The organism is Halorientalis marina (assembly GCF_023028345.1).
In the GTDB taxonomy this organism is placed as follows: Archaea; Halobacteriota; Halobacteria; order Halobacteriales; family Haloarculaceae; genus Halorientalis; species Halorientalis marina.
The window spans coordinates 705,798-732,576 of sequence record NZ_CP095487.1 but is presented as its reverse complement, the minus strand read 5'-3'; the positions used below and the strand labels follow the sequence as shown (position 1 = coordinate 732,576).

The 26,779-nt window shown below is 69.7% G+C and carries 26 protein-coding genes; 12 read left to right on the top strand and 14 right to left on the bottom strand.

Features of this window, described 5'->3' with window-relative positions; genetic code table 11:
- Window positions 1-216 precede the first annotated feature (216 nt).
- From MUG96_RS03905 to MUG96_RS03895, 3 genes are all read left to right on the top strand, one after another.
- Window positions 217-2,016: an SLC13 family permease gene (locus MUG96_RS03905; RefSeq protein WP_246986696.1), complete on the top strand. Its 1,800-nt coding sequence runs from the start codon at window positions 217-219 to the stop codon at window positions 2,014-2,016.
- Window positions 2,017-2,218: 202 nt separating this feature from the next.
- Window positions 2,219-2,809, top strand: a complete 591-nt coding sequence (locus MUG96_RS03900; RefSeq protein WP_246986694.1) for a 50S ribosomal protein L15e — start codon at window positions 2,219-2,221, stop codon at window positions 2,807-2,809.
- A gap of 222 nt (window positions 2,810-3,031) precedes the next feature.
- Window positions 3,032-4,594 carry a succinic semialdehyde dehydrogenase gene (locus MUG96_RS03895; protein ID WP_246986692.1) on the top strand — a complete coding sequence of 521 codons (1,563 nt, stop codon included), beginning with the start codon at window positions 3,032-3,034 and terminating at the stop codon, window positions 4,592-4,594.
- Here MUG96_RS03895 and MUG96_RS03890 read toward each other — a convergent pair.
- The 4 genes from MUG96_RS03890 to MUG96_RS03875 form a co-directional block, all read right to left on the bottom strand.
- Complete coding sequence (locus MUG96_RS03890) at window positions 4,591-5,076, bottom strand: type IV pilin N-terminal domain-containing protein (protein ID WP_246986690.1); 486 nt, start codon at window positions 5,074-5,076, stop codon at window positions 4,591-4,593. The genes MUG96_RS03895 and MUG96_RS03890 overlap by 4 nt on opposite strands.
- A gap of 62 nt (window positions 5,077-5,138) precedes the next feature.
- A complete protein-coding gene (locus tag MUG96_RS03885) occupies window positions 5,139-6,206 on the bottom strand; it encodes a Brp/Blh family beta-carotene 15,15'-dioxygenase (protein ID WP_246986688.1) in 1,068 nt (355 codons plus the stop codon).
- Complete coding sequence (locus MUG96_RS03880; RefSeq protein WP_246986686.1) at window positions 6,203-7,108, bottom strand: lycopene cyclase domain-containing protein; 906 nt, start codon at window positions 7,106-7,108, stop codon at window positions 6,203-6,205. The genes MUG96_RS03885 and MUG96_RS03880 overlap by 4 nt, the downstream gene beginning before the upstream one ends.
- A 152-nt stretch (window positions 7,109-7,260) precedes the next feature.
- A complete protein-coding gene (locus MUG96_RS03875; protein WP_246986684.1) occupies window positions 7,261-7,992 on the bottom strand; it encodes a bacteriorhodopsin in 732 nt (243 codons plus the stop codon).
- A 196-nt stretch (window positions 7,993-8,188) separates the two neighbouring features.
- Here MUG96_RS03875 and MUG96_RS03870 point away from each other — a divergent pair, with 196 nt between their 5' ends.
- From MUG96_RS03870 to nucS, 4 genes are all read left to right on the top strand, one after another.
- A complete protein-coding gene (locus tag MUG96_RS03870; RefSeq protein ID WP_246986682.1) occupies window positions 8,189-9,373 on the top strand; it encodes a tRNA sulfurtransferase in 1,185 nt (394 codons plus the stop codon).
- A 136-nt stretch (window positions 9,374-9,509) separates the two neighbouring features.
- Entirely contained in the window at window positions 9,510-9,881 is a 372-nt protein-coding gene (locus tag MUG96_RS03865; RefSeq protein ID WP_246986680.1) for an Hsp20/alpha crystallin family protein, read from the top strand.
- Window positions 9,882-9,973: 92 nt separating this feature from the next.
- Complete coding sequence (locus MUG96_RS03860; protein ID WP_246986678.1) at window positions 9,974-10,549, top strand: DUF6735 family protein; 576 nt, start codon at window positions 9,974-9,976, stop codon at window positions 10,547-10,549.
- A 63-nt stretch (window positions 10,550-10,612) separates the two neighbouring features.
- Complete coding sequence (nucS, locus tag MUG96_RS03855; RefSeq protein WP_373222086.1) at window positions 10,613-11,422, top strand: endonuclease NucS; 810 nt, start codon at window positions 10,613-10,615, stop codon at window positions 11,420-11,422.
- Here the strand turns inward: nucS and mutS are convergent.
- From mutS to MUG96_RS03835, 4 genes are read right to left on the bottom strand one after another with little or no spacing between them, the layout of a single operon-like run.
- On the bottom strand, window positions 11,419-14,157 hold the full coding sequence (gene mutS / locus MUG96_RS03850; RefSeq protein ID WP_246986676.1) for a DNA mismatch repair protein MutS: 2,739 nt from the start codon (window positions 14,155-14,157) through the stop codon (window positions 11,419-11,421). The genes nucS and mutS overlap by 4 nt on opposite strands.
- 50 nt (window positions 14,158-14,207) lie before the next feature.
- Window positions 14,208-15,749, bottom strand: coding sequence for a DUF7282 domain-containing protein (locus tag MUG96_RS03845; protein WP_246986674.1), 1,542 nt, complete (start codon window positions 15,747-15,749; stop codon window positions 14,208-14,210).
- A 44-nt stretch (window positions 15,750-15,793) separates the two neighbouring features.
- Entirely contained in the window at window positions 15,794-16,207 is a 414-nt protein-coding gene (locus tag MUG96_RS03840) for a DUF7988 family protein (RefSeq protein ID WP_246986672.1), read from the bottom strand.
- A gap of 1 nt (window position 16,208) precedes the next feature.
- Window positions 16,209-17,387: an MBL fold metallo-hydrolase gene (locus tag MUG96_RS03835; protein ID WP_246986670.1), complete on the bottom strand. Its 1,179-nt coding sequence runs from the start codon at window positions 17,385-17,387 to the stop codon at window positions 16,209-16,211.
- An 83-nt stretch (window positions 17,388-17,470) separates the two neighbouring features.
- Here MUG96_RS03835 and MUG96_RS03830 point away from each other — a divergent pair, with 83 nt between their 5' ends.
- The 3 genes from MUG96_RS03830 to MUG96_RS03820 all read left to right on the top strand — a co-directional run bounded on the left by MUG96_RS03830 (window position 17,471) and on the right by MUG96_RS03820 (window position 20,595).
- The gene (locus MUG96_RS03830) at window positions 17,471-18,097 is read left to right on the top strand and encodes a rubrerythrin family protein (RefSeq protein ID WP_246986668.1); all 627 of its coding nucleotides are present in this window, start codon (window positions 17,471-17,473) and stop codon (window positions 18,095-18,097) included.
- Between the two features lie 297 nt (window positions 18,098-18,394).
- Complete coding sequence (locus tag MUG96_RS03825; protein WP_246986665.1) at window positions 18,395-19,360, top strand: ABC transporter ATP-binding protein; 966 nt, start codon at window positions 18,395-18,397, stop codon at window positions 19,358-19,360.
- The gene (locus MUG96_RS03820) at window positions 19,357-20,595 is read left to right on the top strand and encodes an ABC transporter permease (protein WP_246986663.1); all 1,239 of its coding nucleotides are present in this window, start codon (window positions 19,357-19,359) and stop codon (window positions 20,593-20,595) included. Before MUG96_RS03825 ends, MUG96_RS03820 begins: the two co-directional genes overlap by 4 nt.
- A 17-nt stretch (window positions 20,596-20,612) precedes the next feature.
- Here MUG96_RS03820 and MUG96_RS03815 read toward each other — a convergent pair whose 3' ends face one another.
- The 3 genes from MUG96_RS03815 to MUG96_RS03805 form a co-directional block, all read right to left on the bottom strand.
- Window positions 20,613-21,056: an acyl-CoA thioesterase gene (locus tag MUG96_RS03815; protein WP_246986662.1), complete on the bottom strand. Its 444-nt coding sequence runs from the start codon at window positions 21,054-21,056 to the stop codon at window positions 20,613-20,615.
- A gap of 135 nt (window positions 21,057-21,191) precedes the next feature.
- Complete coding sequence (locus tag MUG96_RS03810) at window positions 21,192-21,542, bottom strand: DUF8159 domain-containing protein (protein ID WP_246986660.1); 351 nt, start codon at window positions 21,540-21,542, stop codon at window positions 21,192-21,194.
- A 79-nt stretch (window positions 21,543-21,621) separates the two neighbouring features.
- A complete protein-coding gene (locus MUG96_RS03805; protein ID WP_246986658.1) occupies window positions 21,622-22,227 on the bottom strand; it encodes a DUF6663 family protein in 606 nt (201 codons plus the stop codon).
- Window positions 22,228-22,367: 140 nt separating this feature from the next.
- Between MUG96_RS03805 and MUG96_RS03800 the strand changes: the two genes are divergently transcribed.
- Both MUG96_RS03800 and MUG96_RS03795 read left to right on the top strand, forming a co-directional pair.
- The gene (locus tag MUG96_RS03800; RefSeq protein ID WP_246986656.1) at window positions 22,368-23,303 is read left to right on the top strand and encodes a cobalamin-binding protein; all 936 of its coding nucleotides are present in this window, start codon (window positions 22,368-22,370) and stop codon (window positions 23,301-23,303) included.
- Window positions 23,304-23,714 (top strand): desampylase, encoded by a 411-nt coding sequence (locus tag MUG96_RS03795; RefSeq protein WP_246986654.1) that lies wholly within the window; start codon window positions 23,304-23,306, stop codon window positions 23,712-23,714.
- A 1-nt stretch (window position 23,715) separates the two neighbouring features.
- On the opposite strand, the gene MUG96_RS03790 is transcribed toward MUG96_RS03795, so the two are convergent.
- From MUG96_RS03790 to MUG96_RS03780, 3 genes are all read right to left on the bottom strand, one after another.
- On the bottom strand, window positions 23,716-24,087 hold the full coding sequence (locus tag MUG96_RS03790; RefSeq protein ID WP_246986653.1) for a DUF5658 family protein: 372 nt from the start codon (window positions 24,085-24,087) through the stop codon (window positions 23,716-23,718).
- Between the two features lie 98 nt (window positions 24,088-24,185).
- A complete protein-coding gene (ubaA, locus tag MUG96_RS03785) occupies window positions 24,186-25,025 on the bottom strand; it encodes an SAMP-activating enzyme E1 (RefSeq protein ID WP_246986651.1) in 840 nt (279 codons plus the stop codon).
- Window positions 25,026-25,113: 88 nt separating this feature from the next.
- Window positions 25,114-26,619, bottom strand: a complete 1,506-nt coding sequence (locus MUG96_RS03780) for a carboxypeptidase M32 (RefSeq protein WP_246986649.1) — start codon at window positions 26,617-26,619, stop codon at window positions 25,114-25,116.
- Window positions 26,620-26,779 lie beyond the last annotated feature (160 nt).

Here is a 26,779-nt window from a genome sequence, read left to right as displayed (position 1 = left end):
ACCACCTGGGGTCGGTCGAGCGCGCGGCCGACCACCCTGCTCGTCCTCGGCGAGGACAAACCACGCATCGGCGACCAGGTGTTCGGCGACACGGCCGACCGCGTCGTCAGCGGTCGCGGTCCTGGTCGGCCAGCGTCACCGCGACTAGGTTCGCCCCACGTTCTGGGAACGGCCGCGGGATATTTTCCCTCCGAGCGTCCACAACTCGGGTAAGCGATGGCTGCATTGACGACCGGCGCACTCGTCGTCTTCCTCGTCATTTTCGCGGCACTGGTCCTGTTCGTCACCGAACCCGTGCCCATCGACGTGACGGCCATCGGCATCATGGTGACGCTGATGGTGCTCGGGCCGTGGACCGGCGTCTCGCCGAGCGACGGTGTGGCCGGCTTCTCGAACGCCGCCACCATCACCATCCTGGCGATGATGATACTGAGCGAGGGGGTGCGCCGGACGGGGCTCATCCAGCGGCTCCAGGAGGCCGTCTCGTCGTTCACCGGGTCCGACGAACGGAAACAACTGGGGACGACCATCGGCATCGTCGGCCCGCTCTCGGGACTCATCAACAACACGGCCGCCGTCGCCGTCCTCGTGCCGATGGTCAACGACCTGGCCCACGAGAGCGGTACCTCGCCGTCGAAACTCCTCATGCCGCTGTCGTACGCGTCGATGTTCGGCGGGATGCTCACCCTCATCGGCACCTCAACGAACCTCATCGCGAGCAGCCTCTCGGCGCAGTACCTCGGCCAGCCGTTCTCGATGTTCGAGTTCACTCACCTCGGCCTGGTCGTCTTCCTCGTAGGAGCCGCCTACCTCCTGACGGTCGGCCACTGGCTCACGCCCGACCACGTCACGCCGCGGAGCGAGCGAGCGACGACGGCCGAAGAGGAGTATCTGACGGAGGTCGTCGTCCGCGAGGATTCGCCCGTGGTCGGCATGACCATCCAGGAGGTCTTCGAAACCGTCGACTTCGAGGTGGACGTCGACCAGCTCATCCGAGACTACAGCTACGTCCGGAACCCGCCGACGTCGACGGCCGTCGAGGCGGACGACGTCTACACCATCCGGACTACGGACGAAGGGCTGCGCGACCTGCTCGACGTCGATGGCGTCGACCTGGTCCCGGGCGTGACCGCGGAGGTCGAACTCGACACGCTCGCCCCGGAGCAGACCCTCGTCGAGATCGTGCTCACGGCCGGGTCGGACCTGATCGGCGAGACCGTCGCCTCGAAGGAGTTCGCGGACAACTACCAGGCACGCGTGCTCGCCATCCGTCGCGGTGGCGAGGTCACCCACGAGCGACTGACCGACTTCGTACTCAAGCCCGGCGACGTGTTGCTCATCGAGTCCCGGGCCGAGTCCGTCGACCGCCTGGCCGACGACCCGAACGTCATCGTCGCCGGGGAACTGGCGCTCCAGGAGTTCCGCCGGTCGAAACTCCCCATCGCCGTCGTGACCGTCCTCGGCGTCGTCGGACTGGCCGCGGTGGACCTCCTGCCCATCATGGTCTCGGCGTTAGGCGGCGTCGTCGCCATGATCGCCGCCGGCGTGGTGAAACCGGCCGAGGCCTACGAGGCAGTCCAGTGGGACGTCGTCTTCCTGCTCGCCGGCGTCATCCCGCTTGGGAAGGCGATGCAGGAAACCGGGGGTGCGGACTTCCTCGGCGAACTCGTCGTCTCCAGCGCCGCCGTCCTGCCAGCCGTCGCCGTTCTGGGGCTGTTCTACCTGGTGACGGCGCTGATGACCAATCTCATCAGCAACCAGGCCAGCGTCGTCTTGCTCGTCCCCGTCGCCATCGATGCCGCTGCCAGACTCGGTGTGAACCAGTTTTCGTTCGTGCTCGCGGTGACCTTCGCCGCAAGCACGGCGTTTATGTCCCCCGTCGGCTACCAGACCAACCTCTTCGTCTACGGGCCCGGCCAGTACGAGTTCAGCGACTTCGTCCGCGTCGGCGGCCCCCTGCAGCTGTTGCTCGCGGTCGTGACCACCGTCGGTATCGCCGCCTTCTGGGGACTGTGAGCGACGTCCCGGCGGTCGCGACGGTCGAGCCAGTTCGAAGCGCTTAACCCCGAAAGCTGGGAAGAGAGGGGTAACTCGCTGGTCGACGGGCACCAGTGGGCACCTGTCACGCCGGCCGCGCCGGCCATCACAGGTCGGGATGTGAACCGCCGGAGGACCGCCCTCCGCGGTTTGAACCACGCAACGCCCGTGGTGATAATCCATGGCAAAGAGCTTCTACTCCCACATTCAGGAAGCGTGGAAGGACCCGGACGACGGCAAACTCGCCGAACTCCAGTGGCAGCGACAGCAGGACTGGCGCGAACAGGGCGCCATCGAGCGCGTCGAGCGCCCGACCCGGCTGGACAAGGCCCGTTCGCTGGGCTACAAGGCCAAACAGGGCGTCGTCGTCGCCCGCCTCAGTATCCGGAAAGGCGGCGCGCGCAAGAAGCGGTTCACGGCCGGCCGGCGCTCGAAGCGCCAGGGTGTGACCCGGATCACCCGCCGGAAGAACCTCCAGCGCGTCGCCGAGGAACGCGCCACCCGGAAGTACCGCAATCTGCGCGTGCTGAACTCCTACTGGGTCGGCGAAGACGGCCGGCAGAAGTGGTTCGAGGTCATCCTCCTCGACCCGCACCACCCGGCCATCGAGAACGACGACGACCTCAACTGGATCTGTGACGACACCCAGCGCGGCCGGGCCTACCGTGGCCTGACCAGCGCCGGCAAGTCCAACCGCGGCCTCGACAAGAAGGGCAAGGGTACCGAACACACTCGCCCCAGCGTCCACAGCGGCCAGGGTCGCGGCAAGTAATCGAATTCGCGTCTTTTTACGCTGCTCCGAACCGTCCAGCCGCCGGCTTCTCGTTTTCCGTCGTATCACGGAGTTCGTCGTGGTCAGCCGAGCGGTTCGCCCGGTCTCCGCGTGGCCGGGCGGACCAGCGAATAAATCGGAGGGCGCTATAGGAAACCGGAGCAGTGTGGACTGCGAGGGTCGACCGACAGCTACAGGGAGCGGTCGCCCGAACAGTGGGGTATGGCAACGACACTCGATGTCGAGACCGAGCGCGACGAGTTCGAGCGCCTGGTCGATGGGGTGACACTCGCCGGCGACGACCGCGAGGGGATCGAGGTGGTCGCGTCGTTCACAGGGGAGCCGCTGGCGACGATTCCGGCGGGGACGGCCGAAGACGTGACCGAGGCCGTCGAGCGCGCCCGCGAGGCCGGGAAGCGGTGGGCCGACCGCCCCGTCGCGGAGCGCGCCGCGGTGTTCGAGGGACTGGCCGAACTGATCCTCGACCGGCAGGCGGGGATGCTGGACGTGATCCAGGCCGAGACGGGGAAGGCGCGACTAGACGCCTTCGAGGAGGTCATCGACGTGGCGGGGACGGCCCGATACTACGCCGCGGAGGGGCCGGGGATGCTGGCGCCGGCGAAACGCCGTGGGGCGATCCCGCTGGCGACCCGCGTCGAGGAGCGCCACCACCCGGTGGGTGTCGTTGGGATCATCAGCCCGTGGAACTACCCCCTGGCGCTGACGGTGTCGGACGCGATTCCGGCGCTTTTGGCGGGCAACGGCGTCGTCCTCAAGCCCGACGAGCACACCTCGTTCACGGCGCTGAAAGCACGGGAGCTGCTGATCGAGGCGGGGCTCCCGGAGGACCTGTTCCAGATCGTGACCGGCGAGGGCGTCGAGGTGGGGCCGCCGCTGATCGATTCGGTCGATTACCTCACCTTCACGGGGAGCACGGAGACGGGGCGGGCCATCGCCGAGCAGTGCGGGCGAAACCTCATCGACTGCTCGCTGGAACTCGGCGGGAAGAACCCGATGCTGGTCCTCGACGACGCCGACCTCGGGAAGGCAGTGCGGGGCGCGGTGGTCGGCTCGTTCAACAACGCCGGCCAGCTCTGTCTCGCCGCCGAGCGCATCTACGTCCACGAGTCGCTCCGGGAGGAGTTCACCGAGCGATTCGTCGCCGCGACGGAGTCGCTGACGCTCGGGACCGGCACCGACTGGGGGATCGACGTCGGGTCGCTCATCTCCGCCGAACACCTCGGGCGCGTCGAGGACCACGTCGACGACGCCGTCGAGAAGGGCGCGACGGTGCTGACCGGCGGGCAGGCCCGGCCCGAGGTCGGCCCGTACGTCTACGAGCCGACGATCCTGACGGACGTGACCGACGAGATCGCGCTGTGTACGGAGGAGACGTTCGGGCCGGTGACGGCCATCTACGGCGTCGAATCGGAGGCCGAGGCTATCGAGCGGGCCAACGACACCGACTACGGGCTGAACGCGAGCGTCTACACGGAGGACAGCGAGCGGGGCCGCGAGGTCGCAGCGCGGATCGAGGCGGGGACGGTCAACGTCAACGACGCCTACGTCGCGAGCTACGGGTCGGTCGACGCGCCGATGGGCGGCTTCAAGGACTCGGGCGTGGGCCGGCGCCACGGCCGCGAGGGACTGCTGAAGTACACGGAGGCACAGACCATCGCGGAACAGCGGACGGGGCCGAACGCCCCGCCGGGGCCGGTGCCCAACGAGTGGTACGCGAAGGGGATGACCGCACTGATGCGCCTGCTGAACCGCTCGCCGTTCTAGCCCCGGGTGATCCAGCGGGCGAGGATCGCCGACGGGGCGTCGGGGCTGGGCTGCCAGATCAGCCGCACCTCGACGTTCTCGATGTCGGCTGCCTTCGTCTCGAACCGGAGGCTGTCCTCGACCCGGAGCGCCGCGCCGCGTTCCGCGCCGTCGTCCTCGGCGAGCCGGAACCAGCTGAGCCGCGAGTCCGACGACGGCGAGCCGTCGGCGTCCCGGATGCCCTCGTCGCTCGTGATATAGAGGTTCGTGTTCTGGACCGTCTCGCCGTTGGCGTGCGTGACGACGACCTCGTCGTGACCGGAGGGCTGGTCGATCTTCTCGAACTCGAACTCGACCTGCGGCGCGCTCTCCCGTGGCTCCTCGAAGCCGAACACGAACGCGCCGACCACCGCCGCGAGCGTCACGGTGATCGCGACCATGAGGACGACGCTGATGACCGTCGAGACGGCTGTCTCGTCGCCGAGTACCCCACCCACCTGCATGGGCGACCCTCGCTCGGCCACAAACTTTTAATAAAACATTGTTTCGAGGCCCGAAACGCGGCTCAGCCCCACACCGACTGCTGGCGGTCCATCCACGAGACGACGGCGACGTGGGGCAGCGTCAGGACTGCGATGAGGACGAGATAGAGCGCGACCACCCCGAGCGCGTCCCCGGGCCGGCGGGGGATCACGAGATAGAGGCCGCCCAGCAGCGCGAGCGAGACGGCGGTCAGTGGTGCCGCCTCCAGCGCGAACCGCCGGAGCGCCGGCCACAGGTCGCGGTCGGTGAGGGCCGTCCGCGACCCCGATTCGAGCAGGACGAGCCGTGCGATGTGGCGGTAGGAGTGCCAGACACAGAAGTAGACGCCGACCGCGAGGATCGGCGGGACGACTGCGAAGTACGCGAGGAGCAACAGGGTCTCCCCGGCGTCGACGAGCCAGGGCGTGCGGTCGTCGGCGCGGGCGAACCCGAGCGCGAGCGTCCCGACCGTCAGGAGGCCGTACCCGACCGCGAGGGCGAGGCGGGTGTCGGCGGCGAACAGCCACGCGGCGTCGGCGACCGAGGCGCTCCCGAAGAGGCCGACGAACGCACGGGCGACCCGGCGGTACACGTCGGGGAAGGCGAGCAGGGGGACGAGCATGGGGAGGCCGCCGCGGACGACCGTCGCGAGCGCGCGCTGTGTCCGGGTCCGGAGGTGGTCGGCGTCGGCGACCGCGAGGAGTGCATAGAGGTCACCCTGGCCCCAGTGGGCCCAGGTGAGGGCGACGAACACGAGGAATGCGGGGAGCGGGGCGAGGAACCAGACGGCCGCGTAGACGGTCCCGAGGCAGACGTAGACGCCGACGACGACGCCGACGGCCCGGAGCGTGACCGGGTCGCCGTTGACGCGGGGGTAGGCGAGGTGGTCGACCGCGCCGTGGGGGAGGCCGAGGACGACGGCGCTGGCGACCAGCGGGACGAACTGGACGACAGGCGGGACCGAGAGCCCGAGCGCGAAGGGGACGGCGAGCGCGGCGGTGACGACCCACCCTGGCAGGAGGACGCCACGGACGAGCGTCGCCCGGACGGGCGACGCGAGGTCGATGCCGGGGACCGGAACGGCGGTCTCGCCGCTCGTGAGCCGGTTCATCCGTCGGTGGCCCGTCCCCAGCGGTCGGTCACGCCCTGCCAGCGGGCCAGGACCGCGGGCCAGCGGTCGGTGACCCACCAGAACAGGAGCAGGCCCTGGACGAGGAAGACGTTCGTGAGCAGGAAAAAGAGCATCTCCTCGACGGGCAGGCCGAACACGGCGAGCCCGGTCATGTAGGCCGGGTTGAAAAACCAGATACCCATGGCGATGGCGATGCGGTCGACGATCCAGAGGTAGACGGTGGGGACGAGGACGCCGACCGCCAGCGTTCGGCGGAGGTCCCAGAGGACCGGCCAGGCGAAGGCCCACTGGATCGCGAGCGGCGGGCCGGCCCACAGCAGGAGGGTGCCGATGTAGTAGTACTGCCCGACGAGCAGCCAGCCGGCGGCGCTGACGAGGCCGCCGCCGAGCAGGCCCAGCGCGTGGTGGCCCAGCGGGATACCGAAGTCGCGATCACCGATGGGGTCGGCGTCGGTGACGGCGGGCAGGCGACACAGCCACAGGCTCGTCACGAGCGGCTGGAGGACGAAAAAGAGGTACTCCTCGATGGGTGCCTCCCAGATACGGAAGAGGACGGCCCCCTCCGCGTACCCCCAGACGCCGACGGCGATGAGGTGGTTGTCCCAGGGTGTCGTATAGAGGAGGGCGACGACGGCGAGGATGGCGATTCCCGCCGGCGCGGCGTACGGCCGATTCCCGAGCGGGTAGGAGGCGACGGCGGCCAGTCCGAGGAGGACGGGCAGGACGAACACGAGGTGAAACTCGGCGTAGGAGAGGGACGGAAGCGCCGATGCGCCGGTCGCGACCGCGACGGCCGCGCTCGTGCGTCCGGCTCCCCCCGTGGTCGCGACTGCCGCCCGTGTGGTCCATCCGACCATCCCCCGCATGGCTTGTGGATTCACGGGGCACCACCATGTGGTTTTCCCCGGCGGGCGCGGCCGGCGGGGAGCACGTCAGGGGGTGGTGTCATGGAGTCAGGAGTCGGATACGGGTCGCTGGTCGTGAAACGGGCGCTGATCGCGTGGCACAAAAAACGCAACGAGCGGTCGTCTCGTCAGTCGGCAGCGGCTGTTTCGGGTGCGCTGCTGCTCACCTGGTCGAGGACGTTCCGGCTGCGGAGCAGCAGGAAGCCGAAGCCGACCTTCGCGGTCACGTCGAGGACCATGAACGCGGCCGTCTCGGGGTAGAGTCCGATGAGGCCGAGCCCCTCCGTGCCGACGATCCACACGATGGGGTACGCCGTCCAGAGGAGTATCACCACGTTCCTGAGCGTGCTGAACAGACTCGCCACGTCCCCGCTCTGGGTCGCGGCCTGGGCCGACAGCCTGCTGACGAGGATGTACAGCAGGGCCAGGAAGAAGCCACAGCTGATTCCCCACCAGGCGATCCGCATCGTCACGCTGGAGGTCACCAGTGCACCCACGAGACCGGTGACGATCATCCCGACGTCGAGGCCGACCAGCGTCGCGATGGTGTTGCGGTCCGCCCCGGCGAGCAGGGCGAGGTCAACGAGCAACAGCGGCGTCGTGAACAGCCAGTCGGCGTAGCGGGCCCAGTAGATGTCCAGGACCTCGCCGGCGACCGTGATCTCCGTCAACCCGAATCCCATGACCATCGAGAAGTACGACGTCGCCGCGATGGCCGGGATGAATATGGTTATGATGTAATACTCCTGTGCCTCTGGGTCGTCCTCGTTCCAACCCATCGCGATGAACGCCAGCGTCCCGAGCGCCATCAGTGCAGTTCCGATCAGCAACCAGATCCGTTCCGAGCCTGGAGTTGGCATGGTACACAAGCAAGTACGGTTTCGACTTATAAAATATCAATGCCCAACTGGTTAGTCATGTTTGGAACGGACAGTAGAAGGCCGTTACCGGCAGTCAGTGTGCGAGCGTTCACGGGAAGAGTAACATATATGAATGGAATCGAGGGCGGAGAGCGGCGACGACAGGGATTTAGCCTCCAGTCGTCTGGTATCGGGCATGGAGCCGCCGGGTGCCGACACCGTCCTCGTCAGGTACGGCGATATGGGCACGAAGAGCAGGCAGGTCCGCGGGAAGATGGCGGACCGGCTGCTCGACAACGTCGCCGCCGTGCTGGCCGACCGGGGAATCGACGGCGAGGTCGAGGCCCACCCGACGCGGCCGCGGATCCGGACGAGGGAGGGGAGTGCGGCCCGGGCAGCGCGGGCGGCGGCCGATGTCTTCGGCGTCGTCTCGACGAGTCCGGCGCTGTCGGTCCCGCCGGAGCACGACGCAATCGTCGACGCGCTCGTCCGGACGGCCGACGCGCGCTACGACGGCGGGAGCTTCGCGGTTGACCCCCGGCGGGCCGGGACGGACTACCCGTTCACGAGCGAGGACCTCGCCGAGGCGGGCGGGGAGGCGATCTGGGAGACCGTCGCCGACGACTTCGAGCCGGTGGTCGACCTCGACGACCCGGACCTGACGTTCAACGTCGAGGTCCGCGAAGACGAGGCGTTCGTCTTCCTGGAGACGGTTGCGGGGCCGGGTGGGTTCCCGCTGGGGAGCCAGCAGTCGGTCGTCGCGCTGGTCAGCGGCGGCATCGACTCGCCGGTCGCCGCCTACGAGTGTATGCGGAAGGGCTGTCCGGTCGTCCCCGTCTACGTCGATCTCGGGGCGTACGGCGGCCCCGACCATCGGGCCCGCGCGGTCGAGACCGTCCGGACGCTCGCCGAGTACGCGCCGAACTTCGAGATGCCACTGCGGGTCGTCCCGGGCGGGCCGGTCGTCGAGTCGCTGGCCGACGACCTCGGCACCGGCCGGATGCTCGTCTTCCGGCGGTTCACGTTCGCCGTCGCCGAGGCGGTCGCGGAGCGGACCGGCGCCGGCGGCATCGTCACCGGCGAGTCCATCGGGCAGAAGTCCAGTCAGACCGCCCGGAACCTCCGGGTGACGAGCGCCGCCACCGACCTCCCGATTCATCGCCCCCTGCTCACGATGGACAAAAACGACATCGTCGAACGCGCCCGCGAGATCGGGACCTTCACCGACTCGACGATCCCCGCCGGCTGTAACCGCTTCGCCCCCGACCAGGCAGAGACCAACGCCACCCTCGAGGCGGTCGCCGCCATCGAACCGGACGACCTATATAAACGGGCCGAATCCCTCGCCGAAACCGCCGAAGTCGTCGACCCACGTGGCTGACAGTAGGTCCCACTTTCACCCCGTTATGCCGTTGTTTCGCCAGCCGCTCGACCCCTCAGTTTCGTGTGGAGAGTTACCAGCCACCACACAAACTTTATACAGAATCGCAAATCTAGCATTCGATGGGTGATGCTCGATGGCCCTGCCAACCAACCCAGCCAGTTCGTGGACGAGCAGCGTGGACCTGCCGTCCCGGCTGTTCCCCGGGTTCGGCAGCGACGACTACGAACTCTACGAGGAGGACGGCGAGTTCGTCCTCACCGTGGAGATGCCGGGCTTCGAGCGCGAGGAGATCGAGGTCAACTGGTACGAGGGGCGACTGGATATCTCGGCCGAACACGAGGACGAGGCGGCCGGGCGCAAGCAGACCTACCACCGGACGTTCCGGATGCCCAAGGAGATCGAGCCCGAGGAGATCGCCGCGGAGTACCGCAACGGCATCCTCGAAGTCCGGCTGCCGGTCCTCGACGGCGCGACGACCCGCGGCCACACCATCGAGGTCGAGTAATCCAGTCGTCCGCGGGGCGGACCCGTCGCGCCGCTGGTGAACCGCGGTCGCGTTCCCGACTTTTTTGTACCAGACCGTGACCAGACCCGCCCGTGATTCCGGTGGGACACAGGGCACTGGTGGCCGTCGAGCGCGCCGACGGCCGATACGACTGTCACTACTCACACGGCGGCGCCCACGAGTGTGGACTGCTGGATTCGCTCGCGGCGGTCACGGAGAGCGGGGCCAGCGCGAGCGGCGATCACGACGAGAAGCCGAGCGTCGACCCGCATACGGTCCCCGGCGTCGATCCCGCGCCGCTCGCGACCGGCGTGTCCTTCGAGACGGTCGTGGACACGCACCTGGATTTCTGTACGTACGAGGCCTGTTACCGGATCGACCGTGACGGGACGGAACCCTTCTTCGTCTGCTGGTTCGGGTTCCCCGCGGTCGAGACCGATCGGTCGGGTGCGGGCGCACTGATCGGCATCGACGCGGCCGACGCACGGGCCGACGGCGCGCTCGTCCGTGGCTGGTTCACGGGGACGAAGGGCGTCCTCGCCGCGGCAGTCGACGAGGGGCGACTGACGCCCGCCGAGGCACGCGACCGGCTCCGGGTCCGGCTTCGGGCGTGGGCGGGCGACCGGACGGTCGTGTTCGGCCCGGGCGCCGACGGGGCGAGCGAATGAGGGGACCCGAACCGGTGCGGTCCCGACGGGCTTATGCGCCCGGCGGCGGCTACTCCCGTGACAGTGACGGAGGACACACCGACGGGCGAGGAGGGGGTCGAGACGCTGACGGGGCCGGCCCCCGCCACGGCGCGCGACCGGATCGCCGCCGCCATCGACCGGGACGCGATGGTGACGGTCTTTGGCCGCTGTACCGTCGACTACGACGGGCGCGCGTCGAGCCGCCTCGGCCCCGGCGACCGGCTGGTCGTTTGCAAACCCGACGGGACGATCCTCGTCCACACCGACGAGGGGCAACAGCCCGTCAACTGGCAACCGCCGGGCTGTACGCAGGAGGCGGGGCTGGCCGACGGCCGACTCGAACTCCACAGCCTGCGCTCGACGCCCGAGGAGGAACTCGTGGTCACCTTCGAGACGGTCCATCACGTCGTCGCCTACGGCGTCACCGACGAGGAGGACCTCTCGCTCGTCGGGACCGAGGAGGACCTCCGCCAGCGTATCCTCGCGGACCCGGACCTCGTCGAGGAGTCGTTCACGCCGCTGTCGACCGAGCGGGAGACGCCGGCGGGCGCCGTCGACATCTACGGCGAGGACGAGCGCGACCGGCCGGTCGTCGTGGAGCTGAAACGCAGGCGCGTCGGCCCGGACGCCGTGGGCCAGCTCTCGCGGTACGTGGACGCGCTCTCGCGGGACCTCCACGCCGACGCCGAGGTGCGGGGTATCCTCGTCGCGCCCTCCGTGACCGACCGCGCCCGCGGCCTCCTCGCCGAGAAGGGACTGGCATTCGTCGCGCTCGAACCGGCGACCGACGACCCCACCGCGGACGACGGCGACGCGGACGACGGCGAGGCGTCGGCACCCATCGAGGACTAGTCGTCGAGCCGTTCCTGCAGGTCGTGCAGCAGTTGCAGCGCCTCGATAGGCGTCGTCGTCGCGAGGTTCTGTGCGCGGATTGTCGCCGCGAGGTCAACGTCCGTCGAGTCCGCCGCGCCGTCGGCCGTGTCGTCGGCCGCGTCGTCCGTCGCGGCCGAATCCCCGTCGGCCGTCGCGCCGTTCGAGCGCACGTCGGGGCGGTGGCCGTTCGCCGTCTCGTCGCTATCCCCGCGGCCGGGTTCGTCGGCGTCGAGCAGCGCCCGCGAGCGCTCGACCACGGCCTCGGGGATGCCGGCCTCACGGGCGACCTCGACGCCGTAGGACGCCGCGGCGGGGCCGGACCGGACCTCGTGGTCGAAGTCGACCCGCTCGCCCCGCTGTTCGGCCGTGAAGTGCAGATTGAACGCGCCCGGCAGGTCTACGGCCGTCTCGGTGAGTTCGTGGTGGTGGGTGGCAAAGAGCGTGCGCGCCCCGATCTCGTCGTGGACGTACTCGGTGACCGCCCGCGCGATGGCGAGGCCGTCGGCCGTGCTGGTGCCCCGGCCCACCTCGTCGAGCAGGATCAGCGAGCGCTCGGTCGCGTTGTCGAGGATGGTTGCCAACTCGGTCATCTCGACCATGAACGTCGATTTCCCGCCTGCGATGTCGTCGCTGGCGCCGACGCGGGTGAACACCCGGTCGACGAGCGCGAGGTCGGCGTCGGCGGCGGGCACGAACCCCCCGGCCTGTGCCATCAGCTGGATCAGCGCGACCTGGCGCATGTAGGTCGACTTCCCGCTCATGTTCGGGCCGGTGACGACCGCGAAGAAGCGGTCGGCGTCGAGGCGTGTGTCGTTGGGGACGAACGACTCCTGGGTGCGCTCGACGACGGGGTGGCGGCCGCCGCGGATGTCGACGTGTTTCGGTGCGTCGACGAACGACGGGCGCGTGTAGTCGTGTTCCGCGGCGACCGTCGCGAGCGAGACGAGGGCGTCGAGTTCGGCCAGCGCCTCGGCGACGGCCTGGACGCGCTCGGCTTCGGCGGCGACGGCGTCGCGCGTCTCCCGGAACAGCCGGTATTCGAGGTCGTCGGCCCGCTGTTCGGCCTGGATGATCTCGTCCTCGCGGGCCTTGAGTTCGGGCGTGACGAACCGCTCGGAGTTCTTCAGGGTCTGGCGACGCTCGTAATCCTCGGGCACCGCGTCGAGGTTTGGGTCGGTCACCTCGATGTAGTAGCCGTGAACGGAGTTGTGCCCGACTTTCAGCGAGTCGACGCCGGTCCGTTCGCGCTCGGTCTCCTCCAGGGCGTCGATCCACTGCTTGCCGGAACGCTCGGTCTCGCGCAGGTCGTCGAGGTCCGCGTCGTACCCCTCGCGGACGACGCCGCCCTCGGTCACTTCGATGGGGGGCTCCTCGCGGATGGCCCGACCGATCCGGTCGCGCACGTCTTCGAGCGGGTCGAGACGGTCCCGGAGGGCGCGGAGTTTCTCGCAGTCGGCGTCAGCGAGCGTCTCCCGGAGTTCGGGCACCACGTCGAGGGTCGCTTTCAGCGAGCGGAGGTCGCGGGCGTTCGCGCGGGCCCGCGATACCCTCGATATCAGCCGCTCGATGTCGTACACGTCCCGGAGGTCGTCGTGGAGGCGTTCGCGGGTCCGCACGTCGCCCGTGAGTTCGCCGACGGCGTCGTGGCGGGCCGCGATGCGGTCGCGGTCGAGCAGCGGCCGGCGGAGCCAGTCTTTGAGTTCCCGGCCGCCGAGCGCGCAGGCCGTCTCGTCGAGCACTTCGGCGAGGGTCGCGCCGGCGCGCCCGTGGACCGCCCGGCGGTCGAACAGTTCCAGGCTCTCCAGGGCCACGCGGTCGAGCAGGAGGTATTCGCGAGGGTCGTAGCGCGTGAGGTGGTTGAGGTAGTCGAGTCGACCGTGGTCGTCGCCGGCGGCCCCGTCGCCATCCACGGAAGCGGCCGACGCCCCGCCGTCGTCGGGCGCCGCTCCGTCGTCGGTTTCGGCACCGCGCGTGTACTCGGCGTAGTCGAGGAGGGCACCGCAGGCACTGATTTCGGCGTCGCCAGCCAGGAGGGCGTCGGGGTCGCCGAAGTAGGCCGCGACCAGCTCCCGGGCGTGGTCGTCGGCGAAGACGGCCCCGTCGTAGGGCGTGACCATGCAGTCGTCGGCGAAGAGGTCCGGGGCGTCGGGGCCGACGATGGCTTCCGCCGGCGAGAAGCGCCCGAGTTCGTCGACGACGGCGGACTCGCGGGCGACGCTCGTGGCGTAGAAGTCGCCGGTCGAGACGTCGAGCACGGCCAGCCCGTACTCGCCGTCGGCCAGCGCGAGACAGGCGACGAAGTTGTTGTCGTCGGTGCGGAGGAGTTCGTCCTCGGTGAGCGTCCCGGGGGTGACAACCCGCGTCACCGCGCGGTCGACGACGCCCGTGGCTTCCTCCGGGTCCTGGACCTGGTCGGCGACGGCGACGCGGTAGCCGGCATCCAGCAAGGTGTCGATGTAGCTCTCGGCGTTGTCGATAGGGACACCGGCCATCGGGTAGGTGCCGGTCGAGTCCTCGCGTTTGGTGAGCGTGATCTCACAGAGCCGCGAGACGCGCTCGGCGGCGTCACAGAACGCCTCGTAGAAGTCCCCCACCTGGAAGAGGACGAGCGAGTCGTCGTACGCCGAGCAGAGCTCGAAGTACTGGCGCATCATCGGCGTCAGGTCGTCGGCCCGGTCGGCCATCTTCTCGGGCGGGCCAAGCGCCGCGTCCATAGACGCGAGTCAGCGTGGCCGGCGCTATCAAGCCACCGGAAGCGGCGCGGTCACGACCGCCGAGCGGTCGCGAGTGCAGCCAGTGCGACCAGCGCGAGCAGTGCCGCGAGCGGGCCGAATCCGGGGCCGTCGGCGGTGGTCGGCGGTGCGGTGGTGGCCGTCTCCGGATCGGGGGTATCGGGGGGATGAGGCGTGGGCGAGGTCGTCGTCGTCGGCGTCGTCGCGGTCGTCGGCGAGTCAGTGGTCGGCGGTGCGGTCGTGGTCAGTGTCGTCTCGTTCGCGGCGAGCGAGACGTTCAGGTCGGCGGCGACGAGGGTCCCGTTGACGAACACCGGGTCGTCGACGCCCGGGTCGAACCGACCGTTCCGGTTCGAATCGAGGAAGGGGACGGCGACGAGCCGGCGCGATTCGGCGAGCGGGTCGTCGAGCCGGACCGTCACGTTCGTCGACCTGTCCTCGGGGAGACGGACGCTCACGCCGACGGTATCCGCGGCGCGGTCGCGGTCGATCTCGACGGGGCACCTCGCCGGCGCAGTCCGCTCGGGCGCGGCGTCGGCCGGATAGAGGACGACGAAGCCCGGTTCGAACAGGAACACCGAGTCGACTGTGACCGTTCGACCGGCGCCGGACTGGTCGCTCGCGGCGACGGTCGTGAGACTCCGGCCGAAGCCGACGACGCCGTCGGTCTCGCTGTCGGGGAACCCGCGGACCGTGGCGACGAACGCGGTCTCCGACGGCCGGGTGAGGTTCTCGACGTCCGTCCGGAAAGTACCGTTGCGGTCGACGGTCACATCGCGCGTCAGCGAGAAGGCGTCACCCGTGCCACGGAGGCGGACGGTCACGTCCGTGCCGGGCGCGACCGAGGACTGACCGGCGACCGCGTTGCACTGCCGACCCAGGTCCAACCGGAGCGTCCCGTCCGTGGTCTCGAAGCCAGCCGTCCGCTCGGCGATCTCGACGGTGCCGAGCGACGTCCGGCGGCCGCCGGAGAGGCCGACCGATTCGGCGATGGTGAAGTTCGCCTCGTACTCCTGTCCGGGCCGGACGCGCACGCCCGCACGGTCGGGCCGGTCCAGAACCAGTCGGTCGGTCTTGAGCGCGACGAACAGCGTGCCGTTCGCCTCGTCGGGGACCACCCGGAGGCCGTCGTTCTCGTTCGTCGCCGCGAGGTCGAGGCGGGCGGGCGCGAGGTTCGGCGCCGGATTCGTCTGGTTCAGGTGGAAGCGAAAGCCCTCGCGGGACCCGACCAGGTCGACGAAGGCGTCCGCGTACGGCTCGTTCTCGTCTTTCTGTCGGTCGAGCGCGCCGAAGGCGCCCGACGCGGGGACCGCGAGGACGGCGACGTCCCGGTCGGCGACGGTGTCGTCGCGGGTCAGCGACCCGTTCCCGATCGCCGTCCGGACCGCCTCGCGGTCGTCGAGGTCGTCGAAGTCGGCCGCCGGCGCGGTCCAGGTGCCGATGTCGGCGGCGTCCTGGGCCGTCGTGTTCGTGGCGGGGGCAGACGACGGCGCCGTGACGGCATCGGTGGCGCCGGCGCTACCGATCAGGAGGGCTGCGAGCACTATCGCCCCGAGGGCACTACGGGGGGTCATGGGCGCAGTTGCCACGGGCGACAAAAAGTGTCTTGCGGGATCGGTCAGTCCCGGACGGCGACGGAGAGGGCGGCGGCCGGGTCCGACGGCCCCCGGACGTATCGGCGCGGGTCGCGCTCGGTCTCGAAGGTGCACAGGGTGACGACCAGCCGGTAGTCGGAGAGGGTCGCACGGAGGACCGGTCCGCGACTCGTGACGACGACGTACGGCGGGGCGGCGACCGGCGACGCCGGGAGCGTGCCATCGACGGCGTCGACGGCCGTGACGAGGACGCCGGGGAGCGCCGGGAGGACGTCGGCCGCCGAGAGCGCCCGTTCGAGTGTCCTCGCGAGTTCGCGGCCGTCGGTCGGCGGCGAGTCGTACGTGTCCGCGACGGCCTCGGCGCAGGCGAGGACGCGCTCGACGGTCGAGGCGTGCTCGGCGAGGACGGCCTCGCGGACGGCGGCAGGGTCGGCCACGTCAGTCCGCGAGGTCGGGGCTGGCGGCGCAGTTGTTCGGCCCGAGTTCCAGCTCGAAGGCGTCCTCGTCGTCGGCGTCCTCCAGCCCGAGGTTGATGGCGACGATCCGCTGGAAGTTCGCGGGCCGGTCGGGCGTGTCCATCACGATCCGGCCGGTGAACGACTGGCGGTCCATCGAGAAGACGGCGAGTCGGTCCCGGAGGTCGCCAAGCGGAGCGGCGTAGGCACCGTCCTCGCGGGGGGTCGCGTCCGGGCTGTAGTGGCCGGGCGCGACCAGCGTCTCGTCGGGGAGGTCCGCCAGCCGGGCGGTCAGGGACTCGTAGAGCTGGGCCGCGAGCGCGGGCGCGCCGTCGGCCCCCTCCTCCAGGTCGGGGCGGGCGACGCTCTCGACGAACAGACTGTCACCCGCGAGCAAAAGGCCGTCGAGCAGGAACGCCGTCATCCCCGTCGTGTGGCCGGGGAGATGGATGGCTTCCATGGCGGTGTCGCCGACGGCGAGCTCCTCGCCGTGGATGATCGGCTCGGCGTCGTAGGTGACGCCGCGTTCGATGCTCATGCGGGGCACGACCGGCGTCGCGCCGGTGCGGTCGGCGAGTTCGCGCAGGCCGCTGACGTGGTCGGCGTGGACGTGCGTGTCGACGACGGTGGTGATCTCGGCCCCGCGGGTCGCGGCGTCGTCGACGTAGCGGTCGACGAACGCCCGGAGCGGATCGACGACGACGGCCTCGTCCCCGGCGACGACGAGGTAGCCGAGACAGCCAGTCGACGGGCGGCGATACTGGACGACTGTCGCCGGGTCGGTGGCGAGTTCGGCGGTCCGAGAGACGCGGGCCCAGGCCTCCATGCCACCGTCGAGGTTTGTAGCGTCGTGGCCGGCGCGGTCGAGCAGGTCGGCGACGTAGGCGCTGGCCTCGCCGCGGGCACAGACGACGAGGATCGGTCCCTCACCGTCGACGTCGGCGGCGCGGTCGGCCACCGAGTCGGTGGCGTCGGCCTGGACCCACTTCATGTATGGGACGAGGGTGGTCGTGACGCTCGGGCCCTCGACGTGCCAGGCCTCGAACTCGTCGCGGTTTCGCACGTCGAGTACCCGGACCGGTTCGCCGGCGGCCAACCGGTCGGCGAGCGCGTCCGGCGAGAGCGACGCGACCTCGCCCTCGGGGTCGCGGTAGTCGGTCATGCCCGCCAGTAGGCTCCCGGCGGGGATAAAACGGCGGGCGCCGCGGCGGGAGAGATAAGCCACCCGCGGTCGAACGACCTGGCATGAACGGACCGACGCTGGTCGACGGAGTCCGGGAGGACGAACGAACGGAACTCGACCGACTGGGCTCGGACAAGGCGATGATCGCGGCGACGGACGCGGATCTCGCGGCCGACCCGGTCCTCGAACACGTCGCCGCGACCCTCGCGGGACTGCGAGAGACCTGCGAGGAGTGGGCCGAGACGACCGACGACGCGGACGCGACGGCGCTGTTCGCCGCGACCGCCGAGGCCGCCGACGAGGAGTACGGCCGGGTAACGGCAGCGATGGACGGCGAGCCGACCGGTGAGCCGCCGGCGGTCGTGGCCGCCCTCGGGGAGTTCGAGGAGCCGCCGGCGCGGGTGGGTGCCCTCGTCGGCGAGGCACTCGTGGCCGAGCGCACGCTCCTCCAGGCGGTGAATTTCTTCGTCAACGAGGCCGACGAGCGGCGGGCCGACCTGCTACGGGACGTCCGAACGGCGGCGAAAAACCGGACCGACGAGGCCGCGGCCGTCCTCGATTCGGTCTGTGCCGACGACGCCGACTGGGACGAAGCGGAGACCGCCGCGGTCGCGGTCGTCGACGCGGCCTACGCGGCCTACGCCGACACGCTCGACGCCCTCGGGATCGACCCGAAGCCGGTGTGCTAGACCGCCCCTTCGGCCGGCGGAAGACGCTCGTCGGCCCTGCGAGGGAGTTCCGGTCCGGTTCCCACGTCGCTCGGCGATATCGCGGTCGTCGTGGGGACGGCGATGGGCGTCCCGGGCTCTCCCCTCGTCCGTTGCCCGACGGTCACCGTGTGCGGCGCGGTCGCACTCGGCCACCGCTCGTGCGTCCGAGCGTTCGTCACCGGTACTGGGGCCACCGAAACCGATATGTAGCTGATGTGTCGATTGTCGGTACGATAGCGGTCGACGGCCGCGGCGTCGGCTCCACGAGGGTTCCCGATGCACCGACAGGGTACGGACGGCGAGGCCGCGATTGCGCTCGAGGGTCTCGAGAAGGTGTACGACGGGACGGTCGCAGTCGACGAGGTAACGTTCACCATCGGGCACGAGGAAATATTCGCGGTCGTCGGGCCGAACGGGGCGGGCAAGACCACGCTCGTCGAGATGCTCGAATGTCTGCGGACGCCGACGGGCGGATCGGCGACGGTCCTCGGGTACGACATCGCGACGGACGCCCACGCCATCAAGGAACGGATCGGCGTCCTGCCGCAGTCGTTTCGGGCGTTCGACCGGCTCACGGTCCGGGAGAACGTCGCGCTGACGCGGCAGTTGTACGACGATGGGCTGGCCGTCGAGTCGGTCCTCGACCGGCTCGACCTCACCGAGTACGCGGACACTCGTTTCGACGCGCTGTCCGGGGGCTACCAGCAACGGACCGGGCTGGCGATGGCGATCGTGAGCGATCCCGAGGTGCTCTTTCTCGACGAACCGACGACGGGGCTCGACCCCGCGGCCCGGCGGACGACGTGGACCCAGATCGAGCGGCTCGCGGACGGCGGGACGACCGTCGTCCTGACGACCCACTACATGGAGGAAGTCGAGGAACTCGCCGACCGGACGGCGCTGCTGGTCGACGGGGCGGTCGTGGCGGTCGACACCGTCTCGGAACTCGTCGACGCCTACGGCGGCGACGTCAAGCTCGTCGTGAGCGTCGCGCGGGACGCGTCGGCGTCGGCCGCCGAGGCCGTCGAAACCGCGCTCCGGTCGGCCGCGACGGAGGTATACCGGAACGAGACGGACGACCTCGTCGGCCTGTTCGACGACCGCTCGCGCGCACAGGCGGCGTTCGGGCGGCTCCACGACCTCCCGGGGAGTCGGTCCATCGACCTCGTCAGTGCGGGGATGGCGGACGTGTTCCTGCGACTCGCGGGCGGCACGCTCGACGCGGGCGGTGACCTGGCGTGAGACGCGTCGCGAGCCTCGTCGTCGCGCTCTCGAAGAGCTGGCTGCGGAGCCGTGAGGCGGTGTTTTTCGCCCTCCTCTTCCCGATCATCCTCCTCGTGATCTTCAGCACGGCCTTCGGGGGTGGCAGCCCCGAGTTCACGCTCGCCGTCCAGAACCGGGACGTGGGACCGGACGGCGAGCCGACGAACCTCTCGGCGACGTTCGTCGAGGGCCTGGAAGACGTCGACGTGCTCGATGTACGCCCCGTCGCACCCGACCGGAACCTCACGGCGTGGCGCGAGTCCGGCGACGCGGGGGACGCGAGCCGGGTGCTGGTGATCCCCGAGGGGTTCGCGGACCGGGTGCGAAACCGGAGTCTACAGGTCCGGACGGCGGTGATCGCCGACACCGTCGACCGGGTGAGCGGCCGGCTGAACGACTCACAGCAGGCACAGGTCAGGGAGGGGCTGGGGCAGGCGCGGAACACGACGGCGGGGACCGAGCCGGTCGCGGTGACGTATCTGACGGCGCCCGGCGACGAGTCCGCAGCGACGGTTGGCGGGATCGTCGAGAGCGTCGTTTTCCGGTTCAATCAGCGGGCGCTCGGCGTGGACGAGCCGACGGTGACGATGAACGAGAGCGGGTTCGCCGGGGCGGATCGGCCGGCGGCTGCCTACTACCTGCCGGCGTTCATCGCGGCGGTCGTCCTGATCAACGGCGTCATGACGGTGCCGGCCGTCGTCGCGCGGTTCGAGAACGCGGGGACGCTCAAGCGACTGGCCGCGACGCCGCTCCGGAAGCGGGACTGGATACTCGCGACGGTCGTTCACCAGTCGCTGCTCGCGGTCCTGCTCACCGTCGTCATGGTGGTCGTGGCGTGGCTGTTGTTCGGCGTCACGGCAGTTCCCGGCCCGCTGGCGTTCGCACTGGTCGTTGTGGGTGCTGTCGGGTTCACCGGGCTCGGCGTCGCGCTCGGGAGCCTCATCCCGGACCCGGACGCGGCGACGAGCCTCGGCGGTGCCATCGCCTTCCCGACGATGTTCCTCTCGGGCGTGTTCTGGGAACTCGACGTGATGCCGGCCGCTCTCCAGACCGTCGGACGGCTCGTGCCGCTGTATCACTTCCACCGCGGTCTGCATCGGTTGCTGATACTGGAGACGACCGACGGAATCGGCGTTCCCTTCGCGGTCATGGGCGGACTGGCGGTCGTCTGTGTCGGTCTCGCGGTCGTCGTGACCGACTGGCGAGACCTCTGAGAGACGGTGCCGGCGGGTCAGTCCGCCGTCTCTGGCGGTTCGTCCTGGAACTCGCGGACGGCCTCGCGGAACGCGTCGGGGATGCGTGTGGGCTCGCCGGTTTCGCCGTCGACGGCGACGTGGGTGACCGTCCCCTCGGTGAGGACGGTGCCGTCGTCTTTCAGCCGGCCGACGTACTCGGAGGTCATGCTCGATTCGCCGATGGTGGCGACGCGATACCCGTGTTCAAGTTCGTCGCCGAAGCCGGCCTGCCCGCGGTAGTCGATGTCGACGTTGACGACGTGGACGTCCCAGCCGGCGTCCTCGATTTCGTCGTAGCCGTAGTCAATCTCGCGGAAGAACTGCGAGGTGGTCTCGTCCTGGAAGGTGACGTAGTTGGCGTAGAAGACGACACCCTGCATGTCCGTCTCCTCGAAGCGGATGCGGTTCTCCCAGATCGTGGGGAGGTCGCGCTCGTCCATACCCGCCGGCGGGTGGCGGGGGAAGGTAAGCGTTCCCCCTCACCCCTTCGGTCACCGCCCCCGTTCCCGACCGGTTCGGCCCCCGCTCCGGCCCCGGTTCAGCCCTATCTCTCGGCCTCCCGATTCGGCCCCGTCCTACGCCTCCTCGATGGTGTCGAGGACGCGCTGGGAGAACTCCGTCTCCGTGATCTCGTCGGCGGCGAGGTCGTGGAACCACGCGGCCTCGGCGTGCCAGGTGCCGAGTTCCTCGCCCTCCAGGTCGGTGGCGGTTCCGTGGACGGCGACCGGCTCCCACCCCTCGTCGCGGAACTCCCGCAGGAGATTGATGACGCGGCCGATGTCGGTGTGTGGGACACTTTCCTCGGCGTGGACGGTCTCGTAGGTGACGTCGAGGCGGTCGTCGCCGGAATCGAGGTCCCGGATGTAGACGCCGTGGCTCATCAGCCGGTTCTCGATGCGCTCGGCGAGGTCGTCGGGGGGTGTCACGGCACGGGATAGGGTACCGTGGCGCTTGGTCTTTGGGGCGGGTGAGTGCCGTCGCGACGGGCGACGAGCGGCGTGGCCGTCAGACCCGCGGGCGGTCGTACTCGTCGCGGATGGTGTTTGGCAGGAGGCTCTCCGGTTCGACGGTGAGAAAGACGATGACGAAGCGGGCCTCGACGGGGCGGATGACGAACACCTCGTAGGGCGGTTCGGCGTCGCCGTCGCCGAGGCGGTCGATCATGGGTTCGAGGGTCATTCGGCCGTCCCGGAGTTCCGCGAAGATGTCCTTCTCGCCGTCCTGTTTGGCGAAGGTGTAGAGCGCGCCGTTGGGTTCGCCGTCGGTGCTGTAGGTGGTGTTCGCGGCGATGGGCGTCCCCTCGCGGAGCCCCTGCTCGAAGGTGCGTTCGGCCTGGTCGAAGACGTGGTCGGCGTCGTCGACGAACTCGAAGACGGTCTCGGTCTCGACTGCCACCTCGGTCAGGGCGGGCCGACCCTCGGCGGGCCACTCGACGGTGGCCGCGATCAGGTTCCCGGGGTCGAGGTCGTCGACGGTCGCCTGGAGGGCGTCGTCGTAGCCGTCGGCCCGGACGTAGATCGGCTCCTCGGTCCCCCGTTCGAGGAGCGTCAGGTCCCCGGTCTCCCGGGTCCCGGGCAACACTCGGTAGGTCCCCGATTCGGTCGCTGGCATGGGCGGCGGTAGGGAGTCGAGGCCTAAACCGTCTCTGATGCGACAGCGGCCGACGACGTGTGTGCCGCCGGAGGCGATTGGGCGGTTCCGGCCACGCGGCCCCCACAGATTCATCCGGCAGTCCGCCCTAGACGGAGGGGATGGCACCGAACACCGACCCCCGGGTCGTCACGCTCCTGCCGTCGGCGACGGAGATCGTCTACGCCCTCGGGCTGGAACCCGTCGGCGTCTCCCACGAGTGTGACTACCCGCCCGAGGCCGCCGAGCAGCCGGCCGTGAACCGCTCGCGGGTCGACCCCGAGGCGTCGAGCGGCGAGATAAACGACCAGGTGGCGGCGGCCGAGGCCGAGGGAACGGGCGTCTACGAGATCGACGACAAGACGCTCGCCATGCTGGACCCGGACCTGATCGTCTCGCAGGGCATCTGTGACGTGTGCGCGGTCGACGAGGTGCTGGTCGAGGCGGCAGTCGACCGCCTGGGACTGGACGCGGCGGTCCTGACGACCGACCCCCACAGCCTGGCGGACGTCTTCACCGACATCGAGCGGATCGGGGACGCGGTCGGCCGGAGCGAGCGGGCCCGGGAGGTGGTCGCCGACCTCCGGGCGCGCGTCGAGGCGGTCGAGCAAACGGTGCGAACACAGGTCGAGGACCGCCCCCGCGTGGCCGTGCTGGACTGGCTGGATCCCGTGATGGTCGCCGGCCACTGGATCCCCGAGATGGTGCGGATGGCCGGCGGGGAGTACGGTATGGCCGACCCCGGCGCCCGCTCGGAACCCCACGAGTGGACGACGGTCCGCGAGTACGACCCCGAGGTCCTCGTGGCCGCACCCTGTGGGTTCGGACTCGACCAGACCGCCGAGAACCGCGCCGATCTCACCGACCGCGAGGGGTGGGCGGAACTGACGGCCGTCGCCGAGGGACGCGCGTACGCGATGGACGGGCACCACTACGTGAACCGCCCGGGGCCGCGGCTCGTGGACACGCTGGAGCACCTGGCAGGCCTGCTCCACCCCGAGGCGTTCGACGCCCCGCCGGCGGAGATCGCCCGCCCGTTCGCCGAGGTCGTCGCGTAGATGCTCACGGTGGATCGGGCGGTCTACGACGAACTGGTCGCTCACGCCCGCGAGGGTGCACCCGCGGAGGTCTGTGGCGTGCTCGGCGGGACACACGATGCCGACGAGAGCCACGCGACGGTCGCCCGACGGGCGGAGAACGCGGCCGCGACCCCGCGGACCCGGTACGAACTCACCCCCACGGAACAATTCGCGCTGATGGAGGGAATCGAGGACGAGGGGCTGGACGTGGTCGGGTTCTACCACTCACACCCGGCGGGGCCGCCCCGGCCGAGCGAGACCGACGCGGCGCAGGCGACGTGGGCAGGGTACGCCTACGTCATCGTCGACCTCGCCGGTGCGGAGCCCGTCGTTGGAGCCTGGCGCTGGACGGGCGAGCGGTTCGCGCGAGAAGCCGTCGGCGTCGCCTGACTCACAGCACTGCGACGAGGCCGACGTAGAGGTTCGAGACGACGATGGCGGTGCCGAGGCCGAGGACGCCGACCATCCAGGGGCGCCACAGCGGGACCGACTGGATGGGGTCGCGCCACCGCAACAGCGCGACGCCGACGACCAGTGCGACCGCGGCCTTCATGACGAGCAGGAGAAGCGGCGTCTGTGCGAGCAGCGCCCGCACCAGGGGGTTCGCCTCCAGCGAGAGGTCGCGGGTGAGCGCGAGCGCGACGAGCGTCGAGACCGCGTCGCCGACGCCCCAGACGAACACCAGCGCGGCGACGAGATCTGTGTACGACGGGGGTGAAACCGAGAACGTCGGGAGCGGGAACCGTGGTGCGGACGTCGACATGGGGAATACCTGTCAGTAGCGAAATCGGATACATAAATATACGCGCCCGATTTTCACGAACGAAAACAGGAGCGGCCGGGTAGGGTGCGACGAGCGGCTCAGTCGGCGGCGATGGCGCAGGTGTCGACGTACTCCACGTCGTGGACGGAGGCGATGGCGGGATCGTCGCCACAGACGGGGCAGTCGGGGCGCTGGCGGACGGGAATCTCCTCGAAGGTGGTGTCCATCGCGTCGTAGAAGACCATCCGGCCGTCGAGGAGTTCGGCGTTCTCGATCAGGCCGGCGTCCATGAGGATCCACTTGACGGCCTCGGTGGCCTGGATACAGCCGACGGTCCCGGGGAGCACGCCGAGGACGCCGGCCTCCGAGCAATCGGGGATCGTGCCCGCGGGCGGTGCCTCGGGGAACAGACAGCGGTAGCAGGGGCCGTCCTCGCCGGTGAAGGTGGTTATCTGGCCCTCGAAGCGGAAGATCGCGCCGTGGGCGAAGGGGATGCCGGCGAGCGTGCAGGCGTCGTTGACCAGAAAGCGCGTCTCGAAGTTGTCGCTGGCGTCGACGACGAAGTCGTACTCGGCGAGCATCGATTCGACGTTGTCGGCATCGAGCCGCGTCTCGTGGGGTTCGACGGTGATATCGGGGTTGAGGTCGGCGACGTACTCGGCGGCGGAGTCGACCTTGGGCCGGCCCACGTCGGCGTCGGCGTGGACGATCTGACGCTGGAGATTGCTCCGCTCGACGACGTCGTCGTCGACGATGCCGAGCGTCCCCACGCCGGCGGCCGCGAGGTACTGGACGACGGGCGAGCCGAGGCCGCCGGCGCCGACCACGAGCACGTCGGTATCGAGCAGCGCCTTCTGTCCCGCCGGCCCGATGTCCTCCATGATGATGTGCCGGGAGTAGCGGTCCAGTTGCGTCGGATCGAGGTTCAGGTCGCTCATGACCACGCCTACGCGTGCCTGGCGAATAAGCGACGGGGTCGTGACGACCGCCGCACACGACCGCGAGCGAGGCCGTTCCCCGCGCGCTTCACAGCCCGTAGAGGTCGCCGAACTTCCCGCGAGCGTAGTCGAGGAAGTGGTCGGCGGTGAAGGCCTCGCCGGTGGCCTCGCGGACGAGGTCGTCGGTGGTGTACCGACAGCCGTGGCGGTGGACGTTCTCGACGAGCCACTCCCGGAGCGGGTCGAACTCGCCGGCGCGAACGTCCTCGTCCAGGCCTCCGAGGTCGTCCTCGGCGGCGGCGAAGATCTGGGCGGCCAGCACGCTCCCCAGCGAGTAGGTCGGGAAGTAGCCGAACGCGCCGTTGGTCCAGTGGATGTCCTGGAGACAGCCCTCGCTGTCGCTGTCGGGGCGGACGTCGAGGTACTCGTCCATCTTGTCGTTCCACACCTGCGGGACCTCGGAGACGTCGAGGTCGCCGCTGATCAGGTCGCGCTCGATCTCGAACCGGAGGATGATGTGGAGGTGGTAGGTGAGTTCGTCGGCCTCGACGCGGATGAGATTGTCCGGATAAATCTGGTTGGCCGCTTCGTACAGTTCGCGGGAGGAGACGTCGGTCCCGAGGTGGTCGTTGACTGTCGGGGCGAAGAGATCCATGAACGGCCGCGAGCGTCCGACGTGGTTCTCCCAGAGCCGTGACTGGGACTCGTGAACCGAGAGGTCCCGGGATTCGCCAAGCGGCGTGCCGTAGTGTTCCTGCGGGAGCCCCTGCGTGTAGGTGGCGTGGCCGAACTCGTGGATGGTCGACCCGAGCGCGTCGAGCGGGTCCTCGGGGGTGAACCGCGTCGTGACGCGGGCGTCGAACTGCGTCCCCATCGAGAAGGGGTGGGGTGCCGTATCCAGTCTGCCCCGGTCCCAGTCGTAGCCGAGGGTGTCGAGCGCGTCACGGACCAGTTCCTCCTGAGCGGCCTCGTCGTAGGTGCCCTCGAAGGGGCTGGCGAGGTCGGCGTCGCTGTCGCTGATCTCGTCGATGAGCGGGACGAGTTCGTCCCGGAGGCGTTCGAGGACGCGCTCGGCGGTGTCCAGCCCGAGGTACGGCTCGTACTCTTCGAAGAGGACGGCGTATGGGTCCCGGTCGGGGTCGATGTGTTCGGCGTACTCCCGTTTCAGTTCGACCAGTTTCTCCAGCGTGGGCGCGAACTGCTCGAAGTCGTCCTCCCGTTTGGCTTCCTGCCAGACCGGAAGGGCGTTGGAGGACGTTTCGGAAATCTCCTCGACGAGGTCGCCGGGGACGCGCGTCGCGCGCTCGTGCTCACGGCGGACCTCGCGGACGACGGCCGCCTGCTCGTCGTCGAGGTCGGCGCCGTCCAGGGCGTCGAGGGAGTCCGCGAGGTCGTCGTCGGTGAGCATCTCGTGGTGGACCGCCGAGAGGGCGGCCGTCTGCTGTGAGCGGGCGGGCGTCCCCGCGTCGGGCATCATCACCTGCTGGTCCCAGTTGAGGAGGCCGGCGGCGTTCCCGACGTTCGTCATCCGCGTGACGTGCTCGACGAGCGCCTCGTAGGTCTCCCCCGCGTCGGCGGTCGAATCCGTAGCCATGCACCGGGGTTGGGCCGGGACGCCTATAGAAGCCGCGCCCGCGGCGAAGGTCGCTGTCACCCCCTCGCCGCCACCGCGCCACCGCGAACGCGTGCGCCCAATTACCACAATTGAAAATGATGGCGAAAGACACTACAAGGAGAATGGATAGATTCCACGG

Coding starts and splice junctions, on each gene's coding strand:
- MUG96_RS03830 (WP_246986668.1), top strand. CDS start 17,471: ATGAACGGACCGACGCTGGTCGACGGAGTCCGGGAGGACGAACGAACG.
- mutS (WP_246986676.1), bottom strand. CDS start 14,157: ATGGACGCGGCGCTTGGCCCGCCCGAGAAGATGGCCGACCGGGCCGAC.
- MUG96_RS03795 (WP_246986654.1), top strand. CDS start 23,304: ATGCTCACGGTGGATCGGGCGGTCTACGACGAACTGGTCGCTCACGCC.
- MUG96_RS03805 (WP_246986658.1), bottom strand. CDS start 22,227: ATGCCAGCGACCGAATCGGGGACCTACCGAGTGTTGCCCGGGACCCGG.
- MUG96_RS03900 (WP_246986694.1), top strand. CDS start 2,219: ATGGCAAAGAGCTTCTACTCCCACATTCAGGAAGCGTGGAAGGACCCG.
- MUG96_RS03905 (WP_246986696.1), top strand. CDS start 217: ATGGCTGCATTGACGACCGGCGCACTCGTCGTCTTCCTCGTCATTTTC.
- MUG96_RS03780 (WP_246986649.1), bottom strand. CDS start 26,619: ATGGCTACGGATTCGACCGCCGACGCGGGGGAGACCTACGAGGCGCTC.
- MUG96_RS03825 (WP_246986665.1), top strand. CDS start 18,395: ATGCACCGACAGGGTACGGACGGCGAGGCCGCGATTGCGCTCGAGGGT.
- ubaA (WP_246986651.1), bottom strand. CDS start 25,025: ATGAGCGACCTGAACCTCGATCCGACGCAACTGGACCGCTACTCCCGG.
- MUG96_RS03845 (WP_246986674.1), bottom strand. CDS start 15,749: ATGACCCCCCGTAGTGCCCTCGGGGCGATAGTGCTCGCAGCCCTCCTG.
- MUG96_RS03815 (WP_246986662.1), bottom strand. CDS start 21,056: ATGGACGAGCGCGACCTCCCCACGATCTGGGAGAACCGCATCCGCTTC.
- MUG96_RS03870 (WP_246986682.1), top strand. CDS start 8,189: ATGGAGCCGCCGGGTGCCGACACCGTCCTCGTCAGGTACGGCGATATG.
- MUG96_RS03875 (WP_246986684.1), bottom strand. CDS start 7,992: ATGCCAACTCCAGGCTCGGAACGGATCTGGTTGCTGATCGGAACTGCA.
- MUG96_RS03800 (WP_246986656.1), top strand. CDS start 22,368: ATGGCACCGAACACCGACCCCCGGGTCGTCACGCTCCTGCCGTCGGCG.
- MUG96_RS03790 (WP_246986653.1), bottom strand. CDS start 24,087: ATGTCGACGTCCGCACCACGGTTCCCGCTCCCGACGTTCTCGGTTTCA.
- MUG96_RS03895 (WP_246986692.1), top strand. CDS start 3,032: ATGGCAACGACACTCGATGTCGAGACCGAGCGCGACGAGTTCGAGCGC.
- MUG96_RS03890 (WP_246986690.1), bottom strand. CDS start 5,076: ATGCAGGTGGGTGGGGTACTCGGCGACGAGACAGCCGTCTCGACGGTC.
- MUG96_RS03885 (WP_246986688.1), bottom strand. CDS start 6,206: ATGAACCGGCTCACGAGCGGCGAGACCGCCGTTCCGGTCCCCGGCATC.
- MUG96_RS03865 (WP_246986680.1), top strand. CDS start 9,510: ATGGCCCTGCCAACCAACCCAGCCAGTTCGTGGACGAGCAGCGTGGAC.
- MUG96_RS03835 (WP_246986670.1), bottom strand. CDS start 17,387: ATGACCGACTACCGCGACCCCGAGGGCGAGGTCGCGTCGCTCTCGCCG.